Annotated in this window: 16 protein-coding genes and 2 pseudogenes; 5 read left to right on the top strand and 13 right to left on the bottom strand. The window is 32.6% G+C overall.

The annotated features are described in order from the left end of the window. Positions 1–19: 19 nt before the first annotated feature. Positions 20–673: pseudogene (locus BUA98_RS09335) on the bottom strand (AAA family ATPase); the annotation flags it as partial. Between BUA98_RS09335 and tssD (BUA98_RS09330) the strand changes: the two are divergent. The 4 genes and pseudogenes from tssD (BUA98_RS09330) to BUA98_RS09315 all read left to right on the top strand — a co-directional run. After that, a pseudogene (gene tssD / locus BUA98_RS09330) lies at positions 671–916 on the top strand (type VI secretion system tube protein TssD); the annotation flags it as partial. The pseudogenes BUA98_RS09335 and tssD (BUA98_RS09330) sit on opposite strands and share 3 nt — an antisense overlap. A gap of 147 nt (positions 917–1063) precedes the next feature. Next, positions 1064–1459, top strand: coding sequence for a type VI secretion system tube protein TssD (gene tssD, locus BUA98_RS09325; RefSeq protein ID WP_072971363.1), 396 nt, complete (start codon positions 1064–1066; stop codon positions 1457–1459). Between the two features lie 13 nt (positions 1460–1472). After that, positions 1473–1844, top strand: a complete 372-nt coding sequence (locus tag BUA98_RS09320) for a hypothetical protein (protein WP_072971360.1) — start codon at positions 1473–1475, stop codon at positions 1842–1844. Next, a complete protein-coding gene (locus tag BUA98_RS09315) occupies positions 1825–3657 on the top strand; it encodes a type VI secretion system baseplate subunit TssF (protein ID WP_072971357.1) in 1833 nt (610 codons plus the stop codon). Before BUA98_RS09320 ends, BUA98_RS09315 begins: the two co-directional genes overlap by 20 nt. 58 nt (positions 3658–3715) lie before the next feature. Here BUA98_RS09315 and BUA98_RS09310 read toward each other — a convergent pair whose 3' ends face one another. The 12 genes from BUA98_RS09310 to murQ form a co-directional block, all read right to left on the bottom strand. Further along, a complete protein-coding gene (locus tag BUA98_RS09310; RefSeq protein ID WP_072971352.1) occupies positions 3716–5500 on the bottom strand; it encodes a cytochrome-c peroxidase in 1785 nt (594 codons plus the stop codon). A 69-nt stretch (positions 5501–5569) separates the two neighbouring features. After that, positions 5570–7048: an alkaline phosphatase PhoX gene (locus BUA98_RS09305; RefSeq protein ID WP_072971349.1), complete on the bottom strand. Its 1479-nt coding sequence runs from the start codon at positions 7046–7048 to the stop codon at positions 5570–5572. A gap of 175 nt (positions 7049–7223) precedes the next feature. Then, the gene (locus BUA98_RS09300; protein WP_072971347.1) at positions 7224–7850 is read right to left on the bottom strand and encodes a 3'-5' exonuclease; all 627 of its coding nucleotides are present in this window, start codon (positions 7848–7850) and stop codon (positions 7224–7226) included. A gap of 2 nt (positions 7851–7852) precedes the next feature. After that, a complete protein-coding gene (locus BUA98_RS09295; protein ID WP_072971345.1) occupies positions 7853–9772 on the bottom strand; it encodes a DUF294 nucleotidyltransferase-like domain-containing protein in 1920 nt (639 codons plus the stop codon). Between the two features lie 148 nt (positions 9773–9920). Then, positions 9921–10700, bottom strand: a complete 780-nt coding sequence (locus tag BUA98_RS09290) for a TerC family protein (RefSeq protein WP_072971322.1) — start codon at positions 10698–10700, stop codon at positions 9921–9923. Positions 10701–10734: 34 nt separating this feature from the next. Continuing rightward, positions 10735–11106: a DNA topoisomerase IV gene (locus BUA98_RS09285; protein WP_072971907.1), complete on the bottom strand. Its 372-nt coding sequence runs from the start codon at positions 11104–11106 to the stop codon at positions 10735–10737. A 279-nt stretch (positions 11107–11385) separates the two neighbouring features. Then, a complete protein-coding gene (locus tag BUA98_RS09275; protein ID WP_072971318.1) occupies positions 11386–11961 on the bottom strand; it encodes a DUF1572 family protein in 576 nt (191 codons plus the stop codon). A gap of 2 nt (positions 11962–11963) precedes the next feature. Next, positions 11964–12536 carry a pentapeptide repeat-containing protein gene (locus tag BUA98_RS09270; protein ID WP_072971315.1) on the bottom strand — a complete coding sequence of 191 codons (573 nt, stop codon included), beginning with the start codon at positions 12534–12536 and terminating at the stop codon, positions 11964–11966. Beyond that, a complete protein-coding gene (locus tag BUA98_RS09265) occupies positions 12524–12838 on the bottom strand; it encodes a type II toxin-antitoxin system RelE/ParE family toxin (RefSeq protein ID WP_072971313.1) in 315 nt (104 codons plus the stop codon). The genes BUA98_RS09270 and BUA98_RS09265 overlap by 13 nt, the downstream gene beginning before the upstream one ends. Continuing rightward, positions 12823–13053 (bottom strand): hypothetical protein, encoded by a 231-nt coding sequence (locus BUA98_RS09260; RefSeq protein WP_072971306.1) that lies wholly within the window; start codon positions 13051–13053, stop codon positions 12823–12825. The genes BUA98_RS09265 and BUA98_RS09260 overlap by 16 nt, the downstream gene beginning before the upstream one ends. 27 nt (positions 13054–13080) lie before the next feature. Continuing rightward, positions 13081–13302 (bottom strand): DUF6095 family protein, encoded by a 222-nt coding sequence (locus BUA98_RS09255; protein ID WP_017498392.1) that lies wholly within the window; start codon positions 13300–13302, stop codon positions 13081–13083. Between the two features lie 210 nt (positions 13303–13512). Beyond that, entirely contained in the window at positions 13513–14325 is an 813-nt protein-coding gene (murQ, locus tag BUA98_RS09250) for an N-acetylmuramic acid 6-phosphate etherase (protein ID WP_072971304.1), read from the bottom strand. A 106-nt stretch (positions 14326–14431) separates the two neighbouring features. On the opposite strand from murQ, the gene BUA98_RS09245 reads away from it, so the two are divergent. Further along, positions 14432–15577 (top strand): helix-turn-helix domain-containing protein, encoded by a 1146-nt coding sequence (locus BUA98_RS09245; RefSeq protein WP_072971302.1) that lies wholly within the window; start codon positions 14432–14434, stop codon positions 15575–15577. Positions 15578–15591 lie beyond the last annotated feature (14 nt).

Genomic DNA, 15591 nt, shown 5'->3' with positions numbered 1-15591 from the left:
TTTAGTTCTATTTTTTAGTTTAATGCTCAGCTAAAATTTCTTTTTTAATCCACTTTATTGTGTCATTATCAATTGTAACGATCATTTTGTCTCCATCTTTGACTTCTCCTGAAATGATTTTCTTAGCTAATGGTCTTCGTAAATGACTTCTGATGATACTTTTTATTGGTCTTGCTCCGTACTGAGCATTATAGCCATTTTCAGCCAAATAAAGTTTGACTTCCATAGGAATGTCAACTTCTATATTAATGTCTCTAAGTAAGTCTGTAAATTCTTTTTTGAGATGAATTTCAAAGATTTTCAGAGCATTCTCCTTAGCGATAGGGGCGAAAGGTACAATTTCCGTCAAACGCCCTAAGAATTCTGGTCTGAAATAATTCGCCATGATTTCTATTAAAGAAGTTGATGTTGGAATCTCACCTTTACTGTAAGTTTTAACTATATGATCAGCTCCAATATTCGAAGTAAAAAGGATAATTGCATTCGAAAAATCTCCTTCTTTTCCCAGTCTGTCATGCAGTTTTCCTTCATCCATAATTTGAAGAAAAACGTCAAAAACAGAAGCATGTGCTTTCTCAATTTCGTCGAATAATACAATCGAGTAAGGCTTCTCTCTGATCTTATTTACTAGTACTCCACCAGATTCATACCCGACGTATCCAGGCGGGGCACCAATGGCAGCACAGAATTGTTTGAATGGATGACTAATAATTTCGAAAGAAAGGATGGTTCTGTAAAATTCATCAAGCGTGATTCTAATGCTACTTTAAAAGAATTAAAATTCATTGAGGCTTACATGGTTAAATACAAGGAGAATTTTGATCATAACAGTGATAATCCGTTAACGGAAACTTTTATGATTTCGGCTCGTAAAATTTCGATGGGTGGAGGTGAGTTTGATAATGCTTGGGTTTAAGTATCTAAAGACTTTAATCAAACTTAATTAAGCTTGAAACTATTAAAGGAAGTCTATCTGAAGGACTTCCTTTTTTGTTAGTAGACTTTTATTCTAAAACACGTGGGTTTACTTACTTATAATTAATTAACCAAATACATTTAAAAAATGAGTTTTTTATCAAAATTACATATTGACGGAGAAGAGTATAATGTTCTTGAATTTAATATCAGTTTTAAGCAAGATATTGATACAGCAAGTAAACCAACAGGAAATGCAAAAGGTGGAATCATTAGAATAATAATTGAAGCGACCCAAAATAGCCTTTTTTTGTCATGGATGTTAAGTGGGGATTTAGCTAAGGATGGCAAAATTGTTTTTTACAGAAGAGACGCTCTAAGCAAAATGAAAGAACTAAAATTTGAAAAAGCATATTGCATAAATTACGATGAACAATTTACAAGTACAACGGAAGTTCCGATGAAAATTACAATGGAATTAGTAACCAAAGAATTGACTTTTGGCGACGCCAAATTCCTTAACAATTGGATCGAATTAGATTAAATTTTATGCCAAAATGAAAATCAAATTCATTTTAATGATTTTATTGTTGTGCAGTTGTTCGAACAATAATTTTCAGGGGCATGTGTATGATTATGATACAGAAAAGCCGCTAAGAAATGTTAGTGTAACAATAAATGATCAAATTACTCAAACGGATAGTGTAGGCTATTTTGCCATGAAAATAAAATCCAATTCAACTATTGAAATATTTCTAAAAAGAAAAGGATATGCGTCAAAAAAACTATTTAGGAAACCTGATTCTTGTGGAGAATTTTCCAAAAAAAACTTAAACGAAAATAGAATTTATTTATACAATCAGGAAAGTGATTTTTTTAATAAAGATGAAGAAATTAAAAAATTAAATCATGAGGCAAGAACGAATTAAAGACAGAGTATTAAAAAGAGCAGCCAGGGCATGGGGGTTTTCTGATGTTGAAATAGAGAATTCCTTCGATCCTGTGGTGTCCTTGATGCTGAATGCACTATCATACGAATTGGAAAAAGTAGCCCATGAACTTGAAGATTCTAAAACACGTGTTGTCGAAAGAGTCTTAGAAATAATGTTTCCAGAAGTAACTTCTGGAGCGACACCTGCAAGGGGAATTTTACATGCTTTCCCTATTGAAAATAATCTGAAAGTCTCGTTGTATAATCAAATGAAGGTAAATAAAAGAATTCATAATATTTACAATCCTTTAATTCCGATAACAAAAGAAGTTGTTCTTTCTCCAACTTTAGAAGTTAAATTATCGTCTTGTGAAGTTAAGTACGTTGCCTACGAAAGAAATCTATATGAAATTTCAAATCTTTTTTATAAAGATGCTGTTCGTGATTATAGCTCTATCTTACCGTCCGGGGAAGTCATTTTAGGAATCGAGCTTAAAGCCAATGTAGAGGAAATAAAAGATTTAATGCTTTACATTGATATTAAAAATATATATCAAAAAGAAATGTTTCATTACTACTTTAAACAAATGAAATGTTTTTATGATGATAACGAGATTCAAGTTGAGGAAGGATATAATGTACCAATTAACAATCTTAATGTAGAAAATATTATTAATCGCAATTATACTCAGTTAAGTGAAATAATGCAGGAGGTAAATGAATTCTATTTTGATAATTTTTATACATTAAAAGGTCTTTTAAAGCACAAAGAAATTAGCGAATATAGTTCTGACTATACTCATTTTGAAGAAATAACTAAAAATAATGACAAGAAAGTTATTTGGATAAAAATGGTTTTTCCGGAATCACTTGTTCCTCAAATAATCGATAATATCTCATTTACTACAAACTGTTTTCCGGTTATTAATAAAAAGCATCATTCTATTGGAAAAACTTTTGGTAGCTTTTTGTCCTACGTATCGCTTGATACAGATAATCATATTTATCTCGATGTTGATTCAGTAGTTGATTTTCTGCATCATCATTATGAAATAAAAGAGTTCAAGGACGACATTATTGAAGAAGGGAGTGCTGTTTTGAGAACAGGAGGAGTGTCTAGATTTGATTCAAGAAGTGCTTCTGAACTCCTTCAAAATGTACTTGATTTGCTAAAAGATGAAAGTTCAGCATTTTCTGGTTTAGGAAAAGATTTTATGAATAGCTCTTTGAATCAAATAAATCAACTGTTATCTTCTATTCACCAGCAGACTAAAGAGAATAGCTTTTCTAAAAGTAACGATCCTTATTTAATGATAAAGCCCAAGAATGATGACACGGTTGGTAAATCATTTACCATTAATTATTGGTCAACTTGTGCAGAAGAAGGAAATGATATTAAAGCTGGAACTATTTTAGAATCTAAAGATGATTTATTTTTTATAAGTCAGAGATGTACTTTAATGACAAATACTGTTGGAGGTTTAAACAAACAGAATAATAAAGACCGAATTTTAGCGTATAGAAATGCATTACTTACAAGAGGAAGAATCGTGACTTTTGCTGATATTAAAGCATTTGGCTTTAATCATTTTAAAAGCTCAATCGCAGATATTAAAATAGAAAAGGGAACTCGGAAAGAAATATCCATAAAAGCTGGTTTTAGCCGAACTGTAGACATCTTTATTACTAGAAACACTGAAGAGATTGGACATTTGTCAAAAAACGAGTGGGATTATTTATGTGACAGCTTTTTGAAAAACCTTAAAAATAGATCTTCAAATGTATTTCCGTATCGAATATTTGTAGATTAAAATCAAAAATGCCAGAAAACTTAAATTCTGGTATTTTTGATTTAATTTATTTGAGTTTTTATTGGTATTTTTTATCGGTCAACGTTTTCATAAAAGCAACAAGAGCTTGTTCCTCTGTCACAGTTAAATTCAATTTATCAAAAGGGAGTGTTTGATTTTCTACTTCATAACCCAAACCTTGTCCACCTCCTTTATTGTAAAATGAAACTACTTCTTCTAGCGTTTTAAAAACTCCATTATGCATATAGGGAGCAGTTACAGCTACGTTTCTAACTGTTGGTGTTTTAAATGCACCAACCAATTGTGGCATTTTATTGTATAAATATCTTCCCAAATCAGGGCTTATTTTTTTTCCTGATGCTTCGTTAGGAGTTCCTATAACTTCATGTTCGGTTTTAGAATAACTTGGAGGAACAGTTCCATTAAATATTGGTGTGAAATGACAAGTGGCGCATTTCGCTTTTCCCATAAAGAGATTCATTCCTTCAATTTCCTCATCATTCAAAATATTTTTTTCTCCTCTCATATAATTATCGAATCTGGAATCAAAAGAATTCAGAGAACGCACATAACTAGCAATAGCATTTTGAATTTGCCAGGCTTCTGTTTTCGCGATTTTAGGGAAAGCTTTTTTAAATAGTTTTATATAATCTTTATCTAGTAAGATTTTAGCATGAATATTTTCCATAGAACCATGCATTTCATCTTTATTCTGAATTACATCAACACTCTGTTTTTCTAAATCTAATTGGCGCATATCCCAAAACTGTGCATTCTGCAATGAGGCGTACGTTAAGGTAGGAGTGTTTCTTGCCAGATTGGATCCGGTTAAGGAAACATTCGTTTTTAAACCATCTGTAAATGCTTTTTCAGGATGATGGCATGTCGCACAGCTTCTGTCATTATTTTTAGAGAGACTTTTGTCGTAAAATAATTTTTCTCCTAAAAGGGATTTATCAGGAGTAAAATTATAATCATCTGAAAGAACAAAGCCATTTACGTCAAAAGCATCTTTATCAAACAAAGTTTCAATAGTTGGTTTTAACGGACTGCTTTTTTTTACGTTTTTAATATTTTCTTCTTTCTGAAAAGCTTTTATTTTCTTCGAAATCGGATTTAAATATTCGGTTATAAAAAGGGCTCTGTTAAAGGTATTGAAATTATTGTTTTCGATACAGTAGGTTTGCGCTTTTTGTACCAATTTTTTTATTTCAGACAATGATTTGTTCTTAGAATTGATTTTCTCCAAAGATTGAGGAATCACAATCAAACTTTCACCAGCTTCTAAAACTGAAGATTGTAAAATTGGACTGTCAAAACCTGTAATCCCTAATGAAATAACCCTGAAAACATTTTGCTGTATTGCATCCAAAACATAATCATCACTTATCGTTATTACTTCAAAAGAGGTTGTGATCTGCTTAATATTCGATTGAAAAATATGTAATTCTCTAATTAAATTTTCCTTATTTTCGATTTGATACGCTGGATAAATTATTTCTTCGATGACCTGAAAACCATGGGGTTCAAAAGATTTGTTCTCTTCTAACTCCATTTCATCCAATGCTGGTCCATTCATAAAGCGGGCTGTTTCCGGAATAAAGTATTCAATCGCCCATTCGACTTTTTTATAAGCTAAACGAGCTTTTTTAAATTGCTCTAAAATTTCTTTTTGTGATGAATTGTTGTTGACGAGCTTTTCAAACTGAATGACTTCATTGTTTAGTTTGGTTAAATCAATCAGTAAATCTTGTTTAATTGTTGTTTTTGAAATTTCATTTTTTTGGCATGAAAAGAAAAAACAAAGCATTAAAAGTAGAAAGATAAAGTGCTTTAATTTCATAATAGTAGATAATAGAACAACCCTTACTGAAAAATAAGGGTTGTTTTAAATGTTATTTTGACCGAATTATTATCGTTGTACATTTCTAATAATTACAGTTTGTCCGCCCTCTTTGTTAGTTTGAGTTCCTGAACCATCAGCATTTTTAAAGGCATCAGTTTGCCAGGTGTGTGGGTGAATATTAACCGTGAATGTATCCGGAACACCAATGATATCTGAAATATCTTCCATAGCACCAAATTCCCAGCTTCCGAATCTCATTTCACCAGTCTGGTTGTATAAAGTATTCCACGCAGTATCCGTTCTCTTATGGTTCATGTTTAACCATGGCTTATTTTGTTTTGTAGCGATGTTAAATTGCCAGATATAAGAATCATGTTTAGCATCAGCATAATAACTGTCACCATCTTCCTGAATGTAAACGTAATTCTCAGTCACACATAAGTTATCTGGATTGATGATTCCTGTTCCCGGAGTACTATCACCTTCTACAGCTAATTCTAAAGTACCTTTAAGAGGGTCATTTGCATCCATTTTTAATCTGTAAACGCGTCCCCACATCGTATAACCTTCAACAGGTGCATTTGAACTCGCTTGCCCTGTAGCGGTAAAATAAATTTCTCTATTATTGCTTGCGCTTCCTTTTCTGTAATCAACATCTTCAACTCTTGAAAAACGAATTGCTCCTAAAGCGTTTACAGTTGTATTGATAACAGCACCAGTTAAATTTTTAGCATCTGGAATTTCAACAAATGAAACAGGATATGAGTTGTTCAATTTCATAGTTGTTTCTACTTGATTTCCGTCTGTTCTTTTTAAAGCGTATAATTTTCCATTAGATAAATCTCCAACCGTACTCATATACATAATTAATTGTCCAGCACTTGCGTGTGAAGTTGCATAGGATTGATCTTCTCCAATAAGAATAACAGTTTTCCCCGGATATGCTTCTTTTGGAAGCGGAACCGCATTTTCCATACTTGCTTTCCCTAGTGCTGGTAAAACCCTGTCTGTTTTGCTTTTATCTGCTGATGAACCTAAAGGATTAATCCCGTGTACCATACTTTCCTGACCGCTTTCTCCAGCTGTTAAGAAAAGTGGACCAAATCCGTGCACTGCAGGAGTTGCCAAAGTTGCTGAACACAAACGTGTCATTCCACCAATCCCGTCAACAAGATAGTCTCCTTTTACAGGTTTGAATGTCTTGTCAAGATAAACTCTTGAAACAGATTGTAAAATTTCATGATTGGTAATCAAAATATAACCTTCTCCACTTGGGTCTTTCATAAGTCCGGCTCCGTCAGGCTGAGCTCCGTAAATAAATGAAGGAGAACCAGGCAATACATCTGCACTCGTAATAAGGGTACTGATTTTTAGGCTTTCGAATCCCGTCATTGGATAAACAAAAGCAGGTACTTTTGAATGTGATGTAAAGTCAATGTCAGCATTAACATCTTTTGAAGAATCTTTGTCATCATTTTGACAACTAATTACAGAAAGACCTGTAATACCTAACAACGCAATTGATTTGAAAAAATTAAGTTTCATAACTGTTTTTTGTTTTTTTTGATTAGAGCAAAGCTATCTCTCAAAAACAAAATGCATGTTATGCTAATCTTTTAAAATTGCTAACAAATAATAAGGTATGTATTACTAAAAAGTAAATTTTGTAGTCTAAATGTAAATTTAAGCCTCACAAATAAATCTTAAGAAACAGTTTTCATTATTTAAATAATGAATTAAGGTTAACGGCTTTTTTTTCTCTCAGTTTTTTTACAATTTTTAAGAAAGCAATTGCAGTTATGTAAGCATCTCCCAAAGCGGTATGTCTGTCTTTTTTAGAAATATCAAATTTGTCGGCAAGATCGTCTAACGTGTAATGATCTTTTCTTTCAAACAAATGAGATTTTATTAAGGTTTTTTTATACAAAAAAGCAGTGTCTAATCTATGGTTTTTCAATTCAGGTAAGCCATTTCGCTCTAAAGCCTTGTTGATCATGGTAACATCAAAAATAGTGTGATGAGCGATAATAATAGAATCTCCTAAAAAAGCTAAAAATTGCTGTAAAGCCTCTATTTCACTAGGGCGTTTCAAAATAAATGCTTTTAAAATACCGTGAATCTGAGCTGTTGATTTATCATAATGAGCTTGCTCAATATAGACCTCAAGACTATTTTGAACCGAAATAACTCCGTTTTGTAAAACAAGTGCTCCAATGCATAAGATCCTGTCATTTTCATAATCAAAGCCTGTCGTTTCAGTATCTAAAACTACAAAACGAGTTTCTTCAATCGAAATGTTCTCATCGAACAAATTTTCTTCTTTTTTCCAAAAATTGAGTAAGCTCATAATTATACTACGTTTGAAACATTAAATCTTACGCTTATTAATTCCTGAAGCTCTTTAATGGTTTTAAAAGTTCTTTTGAGCTTTATTTTTTCCATTTTAGATAAAGATTCTAAGGCGATAAATTGCCCTGAATCATGGTGTAAGAGCCCTTGTTTTGTTCTGAATTTCAATAGGGCCTTAAAAGAATAGGAACAGGATAAATACAATTCACTATTAGTAGGTTCCAGTTCGGCCAATTTTTCAAAACGTTCCGCTGTGTTACTGATTCCTTTAACAGAATGAGATAGAATCAAGACACGTGCGGCATCTGTCAAAGGCATTAAAGCTCTTCTTTTAATATCAAAATTGTCTTTGTTGGCACCATCTTGCTCTACTAAGAATTGCCTGAAAAAGCCCGTTGGTGACGGACTTTGTAAAGCACCACTAACTAAATGAACATAAAAAATAGGATTTGCCTTTACATCTTCAAAAATAGAATCAGAAAGCTGACTCGCGATCTCCGTGTCGCCATAAGTTACACTATAATCAAAAAATATGAATGATAATAAAACTTCATTTTTCCCCGGATTTGTAATCCAATGATGCACCTGACTTTTCCATTCATCAAGGCTCATACACCATTTTGGGTTTGAGGCCATCATTTCAGCCGGGCAATAATCATAACCAATTTCAAAAAGTCCTTTGTTGACAAGGCCGGCAAATTTCAAAAAGTATATTCGCGTTTCGTCTCTAAAAACTTCAGAAACATTTTCATAAACAATTGCATTATCCTGATCGGTATGCAGCATTTGCTCACTTCGTCCCTGGCTTCCAAGGGCCAGCCATGCAAACTTTACCGGTGGGGGACTGCTCATTTTTTCAATACACATTTCAATAACACGTGTCGTACAGGCTTCATTTAATTCGGTTATGATTTTAGAAATCAATGTCATTGGAATATTTTGATCTAAATATCCCTGAAGCAATTGCATAATTCTGTTTCGGATGGGTTTAATCTCCTTGATCTTTTTTGCTCTTTTTAAAGCTTTAATCAGAACTGCAGGATTATTTCCTAACGCAACCATTACATCATGTTTGGATAGAATTCCAACTGCTTTTGTATTTATAGTGCCGTCTTTCGTCAAACACAAATGACTAATATTACTTTTCATCATCGCCATTTGAGCCTCCGTAACGGTCATTTTCTTCGGATAAGTAATAACCGGTTTCGTCATAATGGTTTCGGCCGTTGTCATAATCGAGTATTCTCCGGTTACGATTTTATTGCGCAAATCTTTATCAGTCAAAATACCAATCGGAAGCATTTCATCAACAATTAATATGGCTCCAACCTTCTTCTTGTTCATGATTTTGGCTACATCTTTCGCGGTAGTTGATGGCGAACAAGTAACAATTTTTTTTGAATATTTTATAGGGGTTAAATCAAAGGAATTAGTGTCTGACTGCATCGTGTCATGCGCCAAATCATCGCCATATAATTTATCTTTATGGATATCAGAATAAGGGTTTTTAGTGTTTGAAGCATAACTCTCAATCAGAAAATTACCAACTGTTCTATTCTCTAGTGCATAAGGTTTGAAAACAGCAATCGGAATGGCATATAAAATACTTTCTTCATGCGCTACAGCTTCCATAATATAATTTTCCTGCGCCAAAAGCGGGCGTAATCCAAAAATATCTCCTTCATCACACATGTCCAAAACAGTATTTTTGGAGTTTTTCTTTAAAGCCACGGCACCTTTATGAACAACATAAAAAGAATCATGTGTTTTTTCGTTTTCAGCAAAAATCACAGCATCTTTATCTTTGTAGATAATCGAAATTTGTTCTGATAGCTTTTCTAAATCCATTTTGTGTAAAAAGCTAAAAGGAGGGAAGTCCTTTAAAAAGTCAGCAACTCTATGTGATATGGTATTTTTCATGCGTGAGATTTAGGTTCTAAAATACTATTTTAAAATAGAAATGTAAAAGAAACACGTTAATTTTTTATAGCGACAAAGGCACAAAGCCACAAAGTTTAATAATCTTAGTGTCTTTGTGCCTTTGTGGCAGAATGTAACTTTGCTGTTTTTAGTTTTGTGATTGTTTTTTTCGAATTCGCATATTAACAAACTCAACTGCAAGTGAAAATGTAATAGCAAAGTACAAATAACCTTTTGGAACTGCACCAATATGTTCACCGGCAAGTGTAGCATCTGACAAATGCATACTTTCAGTTATTAACATAAATCCAATAAGGATTAAAAAAGAGAGTCCTAATATTTGAATTGACGGGTTTTTGTTAACAAAATTCCCAACAGGAACTGCAAATAACATCATAATTAAAACAGAAATAATAACTGCCGTAATCATGATCGTTAAAGCACCCTGAACGCCATTGGTCATACCTACTGCGGTTAGTATCGAATCGACAGAAAAAATTAAATCGATAAGTAAAATTTGCACAATCACATTCGAAAAAGATTTCTTTGCAGCCGTTTTAATTGTTTTTTCTTCCTCTCCGTGGTGATCTACCTTTTCACTTATTTCTTTGGTACTTTTATAAATTAAGAACAGACCTCCTAAGAATAAAATTAAAGCCTGACCTGTAAAATCACCTTCAAACCAGCCCCAATGAATACTGAATATTGTGGCTTTCATGGCAATCAAATATGAAATTCCCATTAAAAGTCCGATACGCATAAACATAGCCAGAAATAAACCAATTCGTGTTGCCTTTTTTCGATCTTCTTCAGGTAATTTACCGGTTACAATCGATATAAAAATGATATTGTCAATTCCTAAAACAATTTCAAGAAAAGTTAGTGTCAATAAAGCGATCCAGGCGTCAGGATTAAAAAGTATTTCCATTTTTAAAACGTATTTTATTTAATTCAATAAACGATCAGTCTATTTTAGTAACTGTACCACGCTGCTTTTCTTCAGAACCCACCATTCCGAATTCAAAAGTATAAGAATCTTTAGAAGTAGTTAAAATCTTCATGCTGATTGCTTTTTCCTCAGCCATGTTTTTTGGATGTTTTTTCTGTAAAACATACTCACAATCACTTACCCAGCGTACTGTTGAGGTATCCGTTTTTCCATCAAAAGTCTCGATTTCAATATTGTCTTTTCGTTCAAAGACGGTTGTTTTTTTAACACCATTTACTTCAAACTCAAATTTGAACTTTCCGTTTTTAAAGTCTTTGCAATTGTGTTCCGCGTTATAGCAGGAGAATAATGTGATTAACGGTAAAAGGAATATAATTTTTTTCATTTTTAAATAAGTTGTTTTTTTAGGAGCTGTTTCCCGCTGTCCTTCCAAATCTTTTGTGCCGAACCCCGGCACAAAAGGATTTTCCCTCCCATCGGGGCTAGAAAAATATCGGGTAAACAAGAAATATTGTTATAATTGAGGCGATTATAATATTAAGAAAACTTAAAAAATATAAATTTCGTCTTCGGTTTTTATCAGCTTGTTCGTCAGCTAATTTTGTTCTGCAAAACCGAATCAGAATCCACCACCAAAGACCGCCAAAATAAGCATGAAATTCTATCATTTCAATCTTTTTAATTCATCATCCGTAAAATTCTTGATTTCTTTTTCTTTGGCAAACTTTTCGGCATTGTAATTTCCGGATTTATTCTTCGGAATCGATAAACTTTCCCAATCACTATTTTTTAATTGTTTGGCATAAAAAATAATTTGACCAACATGATAAGGATAATGTGCCAATTGACGATTTATCGCTTCAATAACAGTATGCCCTTCATTTCGAATATAAATAATATCCGAAAGCTGTTCTGGTTTTAGATTATTTAAAGCATCTAGAAAACAAGCCCAGCCTTTATTCCAAACTTCCAAAACTTCTTCTTTAGATTGTAAGTCATTTTCGAATTCGGCATCACGATTGCGCCATTCTTTTTCGCCATCAGAAGTTAAAAAATCTGTCCAGCGAGAAAGCATATTACCGGAAATATGTTTGATGATGGTCGCAATACTATTGGTGTCTTCATTTATTTGGACAAAAAGCTGCTTTGGTTCTAATTGATCCATAGCTTGTTCACCCAGCATTTTATAGTATAAAAACTGCTTTTTAACGCTTTCTAAATACGATTCACTAGCTTTCATATTTATACAATTTTAATGTCATACTTATCTAAAAGTCCCACAATTCCCTGATTCGAAAATTGCGCTTTACGCATCGGATTAAATTCGGGATCAATTTTATAATTGTAAGCTGTTCTAAAATCAACGGCTGCCAATTGGGTTTCATTAAAAATAGCGCCATCCAAATCGCAATTATCAAAAACGGAACTTGTTAAATTAGTTCCTATAAAAGTAACTTCTCGTACAGAACAATTTATGAATTTGGTTTTCGGCATTTTTTTGTTGGAAAAAATAGCATAATCTAAGGCAGTTTCTTCAAAATAAACCTGAAATAGAAAATCATCACATTCGTTAAAGGCAATTCCTAAAAGTTTGCAGTTTTTAAAAGTGACATTCTTTAAATTCGTGCCTGCCAAACTAGTCATCGACAAATTACAGTCAATAAATTCACAGTCTAAAAAAGTATTATAAGCAAAATTGCTGTTTGAAAAATCACAGTTCTTAAAAACACAATCTTCAAACTCCCGATTGTTTATTTTTTTGTCAATATAATTGACTTTCTCGAATGTTTTCTGAATATGAATTATACCTTCCATGAATGTTTTTTGGATTTTCGTGCGTTGTGACGTACACGAAGAATGTAGATTGAATCATTATTTATTTGATAGGAAATGCTATAATCATAAACACTATAAACTCTAAAACTTCCATCATTGTTAGTTTTTTGTTTATCAAGTTTGTAAATTTCTGGTTGTGTTTTTAGTATTTCAGTGCTTTCAAAAATGGTATTAGCTACTTTATCTGCTATTGTAATAGACTTACTTTCAAAGAAAATATAAAAATGAATGTCTTCTAATTGATCTAAAGCATCTTTTGACCAAATTATTTTCTTCCCCATTTTTTAGCAATTTCTTTAGCTTCGTCTTCAGTATAAAAATTTCCTTTTTTGATGTTTTCTAAAGCATTTTCAATGTCTAAATTGTAAGATGCATCTGAATCAGCCGTAGTATTGTTGATTGATTGTAGAAGATGTTTTAATTTTTCTACAAAAGAAGGATCTTTTACTTTATCAATTTCTTGATGAATCCAGTTTATTTCTGCTTGAATATCCATAATTGTGAATTTTAGTAAAGATACAAATTAGTCATTAAACAAACCTTTCATAATGATTTTCAATCCGTAAAAAATCAAAAACATCGCACTTAAACAAGCGACAATCCCAATTCCTAAAACTAAATAATGCCAATTCGTATGCTGATTCATAAATGCATTATAAATCAACGAAGGGCCAATAAATAATAAAGGCAACGAACCTGATAAATATTTAATTCCTTTTCCTAATAATTCTTTATTTGTTGCCATTTTTTTTGTTTCAAGTTTCAAGTTTTTCTTGTTTCAGGTTTCAAGCTGGGTTAATCTTTGTCAAAGTTTTAAACTTTGACAAAGATTAACAGACAACAACTTTGTGATCTTGAAAAACTTGTTTTTAAGTTAAAGCTTAGTGAACTTTGCGAAAAACCTTTGCGGACTTTGTGGTTAAATCAGCCCGCGTTTGACAGCGGTAAAACTTTTTTAAGCGTTATAATTATCCACAGCATTTCTCACACTGCCGTATTTTTTCAATAATTCCGAAGCCTCTTCATAAGAGACAGGAATTTCTCCCATGATCATTTTTACACCACGATCGACCAATTTGATGTTACTCAACTGCATATCGACCATTTTATTTCCTTTCACTTTTCCAAGCTGAATCATCGCTGCAGTCGAAATCATGTTTAAAACTAATTTCTGAGCTGTTCCGGCTTTCATTCTGGAGCTTCCGGTAACGAATTCTGGTCCAACCACAACTTCAATTGGAAATTGCGCTGTCAAAGCCAACGGACTTCCCGCATTATTAGTGATGCATCCTGTAAGAATATTATTTTGATTGCAAGTTTCTAAACCACCAATTACATAAGGTGTAGTTCCCGAGGCAGCAATACCAATTACAACATCATTTGCACCAATATTATTTGCTTGTAAATCGATCCAGGCTTGTGTTGCATTGTCTTCGGCATTTTCTACGGCACGGCGAATTGCAGTGTCTCCACCGGCAATGATTCCGTTTACCAAATCAAAAGGAACACCAAAAGTAGGAGGGCATTCTGAAGCATCAACAACGCCCAAACGGCCAGAAGTTCCAGCTCCGATATAAAAGATTCGTCCGCCTAGTTTTAATTTAGCCACAACCTGAGCCACTAAAGCTTCAATTTGTGGAATCGCTTTTTCAACCGCATTTGGAACAGTTTTGTCTTCATTATTGATATTGGTAAGCAATTCATGAACCGACATTTTTTCTAAATGTTCGTATTTTGATGCTTGTTCTGTAGTTTTTGTAAAGGTCATTTTTCGTAGTTATAGAATAGCCCAAAAATACTCATTTTTATTGCAATTTTTAAAACCTTTTTAAAACAACTAAAATATTATATTTGTTGAATAATCAAAAGAAGGAATGGATAAATTAGGCTTTTTAGATGGCATTGCTAGGATTGCTGTTTTTGTTTCATTACTGTTGGCATTTTTTTTACTTACAGTAAAAACGGAAAATAAATTAGCCAATCGATTATTTGCCTGCTTTATTATTTTTTCAGGAATTGATTTCAGTGGACTTCTAGCTTATTCTTTTCCAGAGGAATATGTAGATTTTGAGATTTTGAGAAGTACAACATGCTTGCTGGAAATGCCTTTGATTTATTTGTATGTTTTAGCGGTGTGTTATTCTGACTTTCGATTAAAATGGAAGCATCTGATATACACACTTCCTTTTGTTGTGATGAATTTAGTTTTAATGCCAAGGTTTTATTTGAAATCAGGTATTGAAAAAGAGCATTTTTTGGTTAATTATAGCCAAATGCCTGAAATTTACTTTTTCCAAATTTTAATTGAAATTCAATATTGGTTTTATATTATCAGCGTTTTTTTAATTTTGAGGAAATACCGAAAAATTTATCTCGAAAATTATACGAATCCCAGTACTTCGACTTATAAATGGCTTTTTCAGATGAATTGTGTTTTTGTAGTGATGCATTGTATTACCGCTTCAAAAAACTTATTACGTTATACAGCATCAAGAGAGACTTTTCTTTGGGGCAATGTTTTTATGGTAATTATGGCGTTGTGTGTAATATGCTGGTTTGTAATGAAAGCACTAAATCATCCGGAACTTTTTAGAGGAATTAATTCTAAATTAAAGCTAACGAAAGATATTCTTCCGCAAAACAATGAAAATCCAATTGAAGTAAAAGAACATCAGAATGAAGTTGTTGATGCTCAAATCTTGACATTGAAACAATATATGGCCGAGAAAGAACCTTTTCTTGATCCATCGCTTACGATTCAGGAATTGGCCAATCAAATTGATATTCCGGTCCGGGATTTATCCGTTTTAATTAATCATAAAATGGATCAGCACTTTTTTGATTTTGTAAATGAATATCGAATCCAAAAAGCAATGAATATTTTAAAAGATGAGTCTAAAAGTCAGCTTACCGTTTTAGAAATTTTATACGAAGTGGGGTTTAATTCAAAATCTTCATTCAATACTTCTTTTAAAAAATATACAAATCTCACGCCTACGGCTTATAGAAATGCAGTATAATAAATCAGTAAACA

Origin of the sequence: Flavobacterium saccharophilum, assembly GCF_900142735.1 — a bacterium.
Classification (GTDB): Bacteria; Bacteroidota; Bacteroidia; order Flavobacteriales; family Flavobacteriaceae; genus Flavobacterium; species Flavobacterium saccharophilum.
Note: the sequence above shows the minus strand (reverse complement) of the source record. Positions and strands in the feature narration are given on the sequence as shown.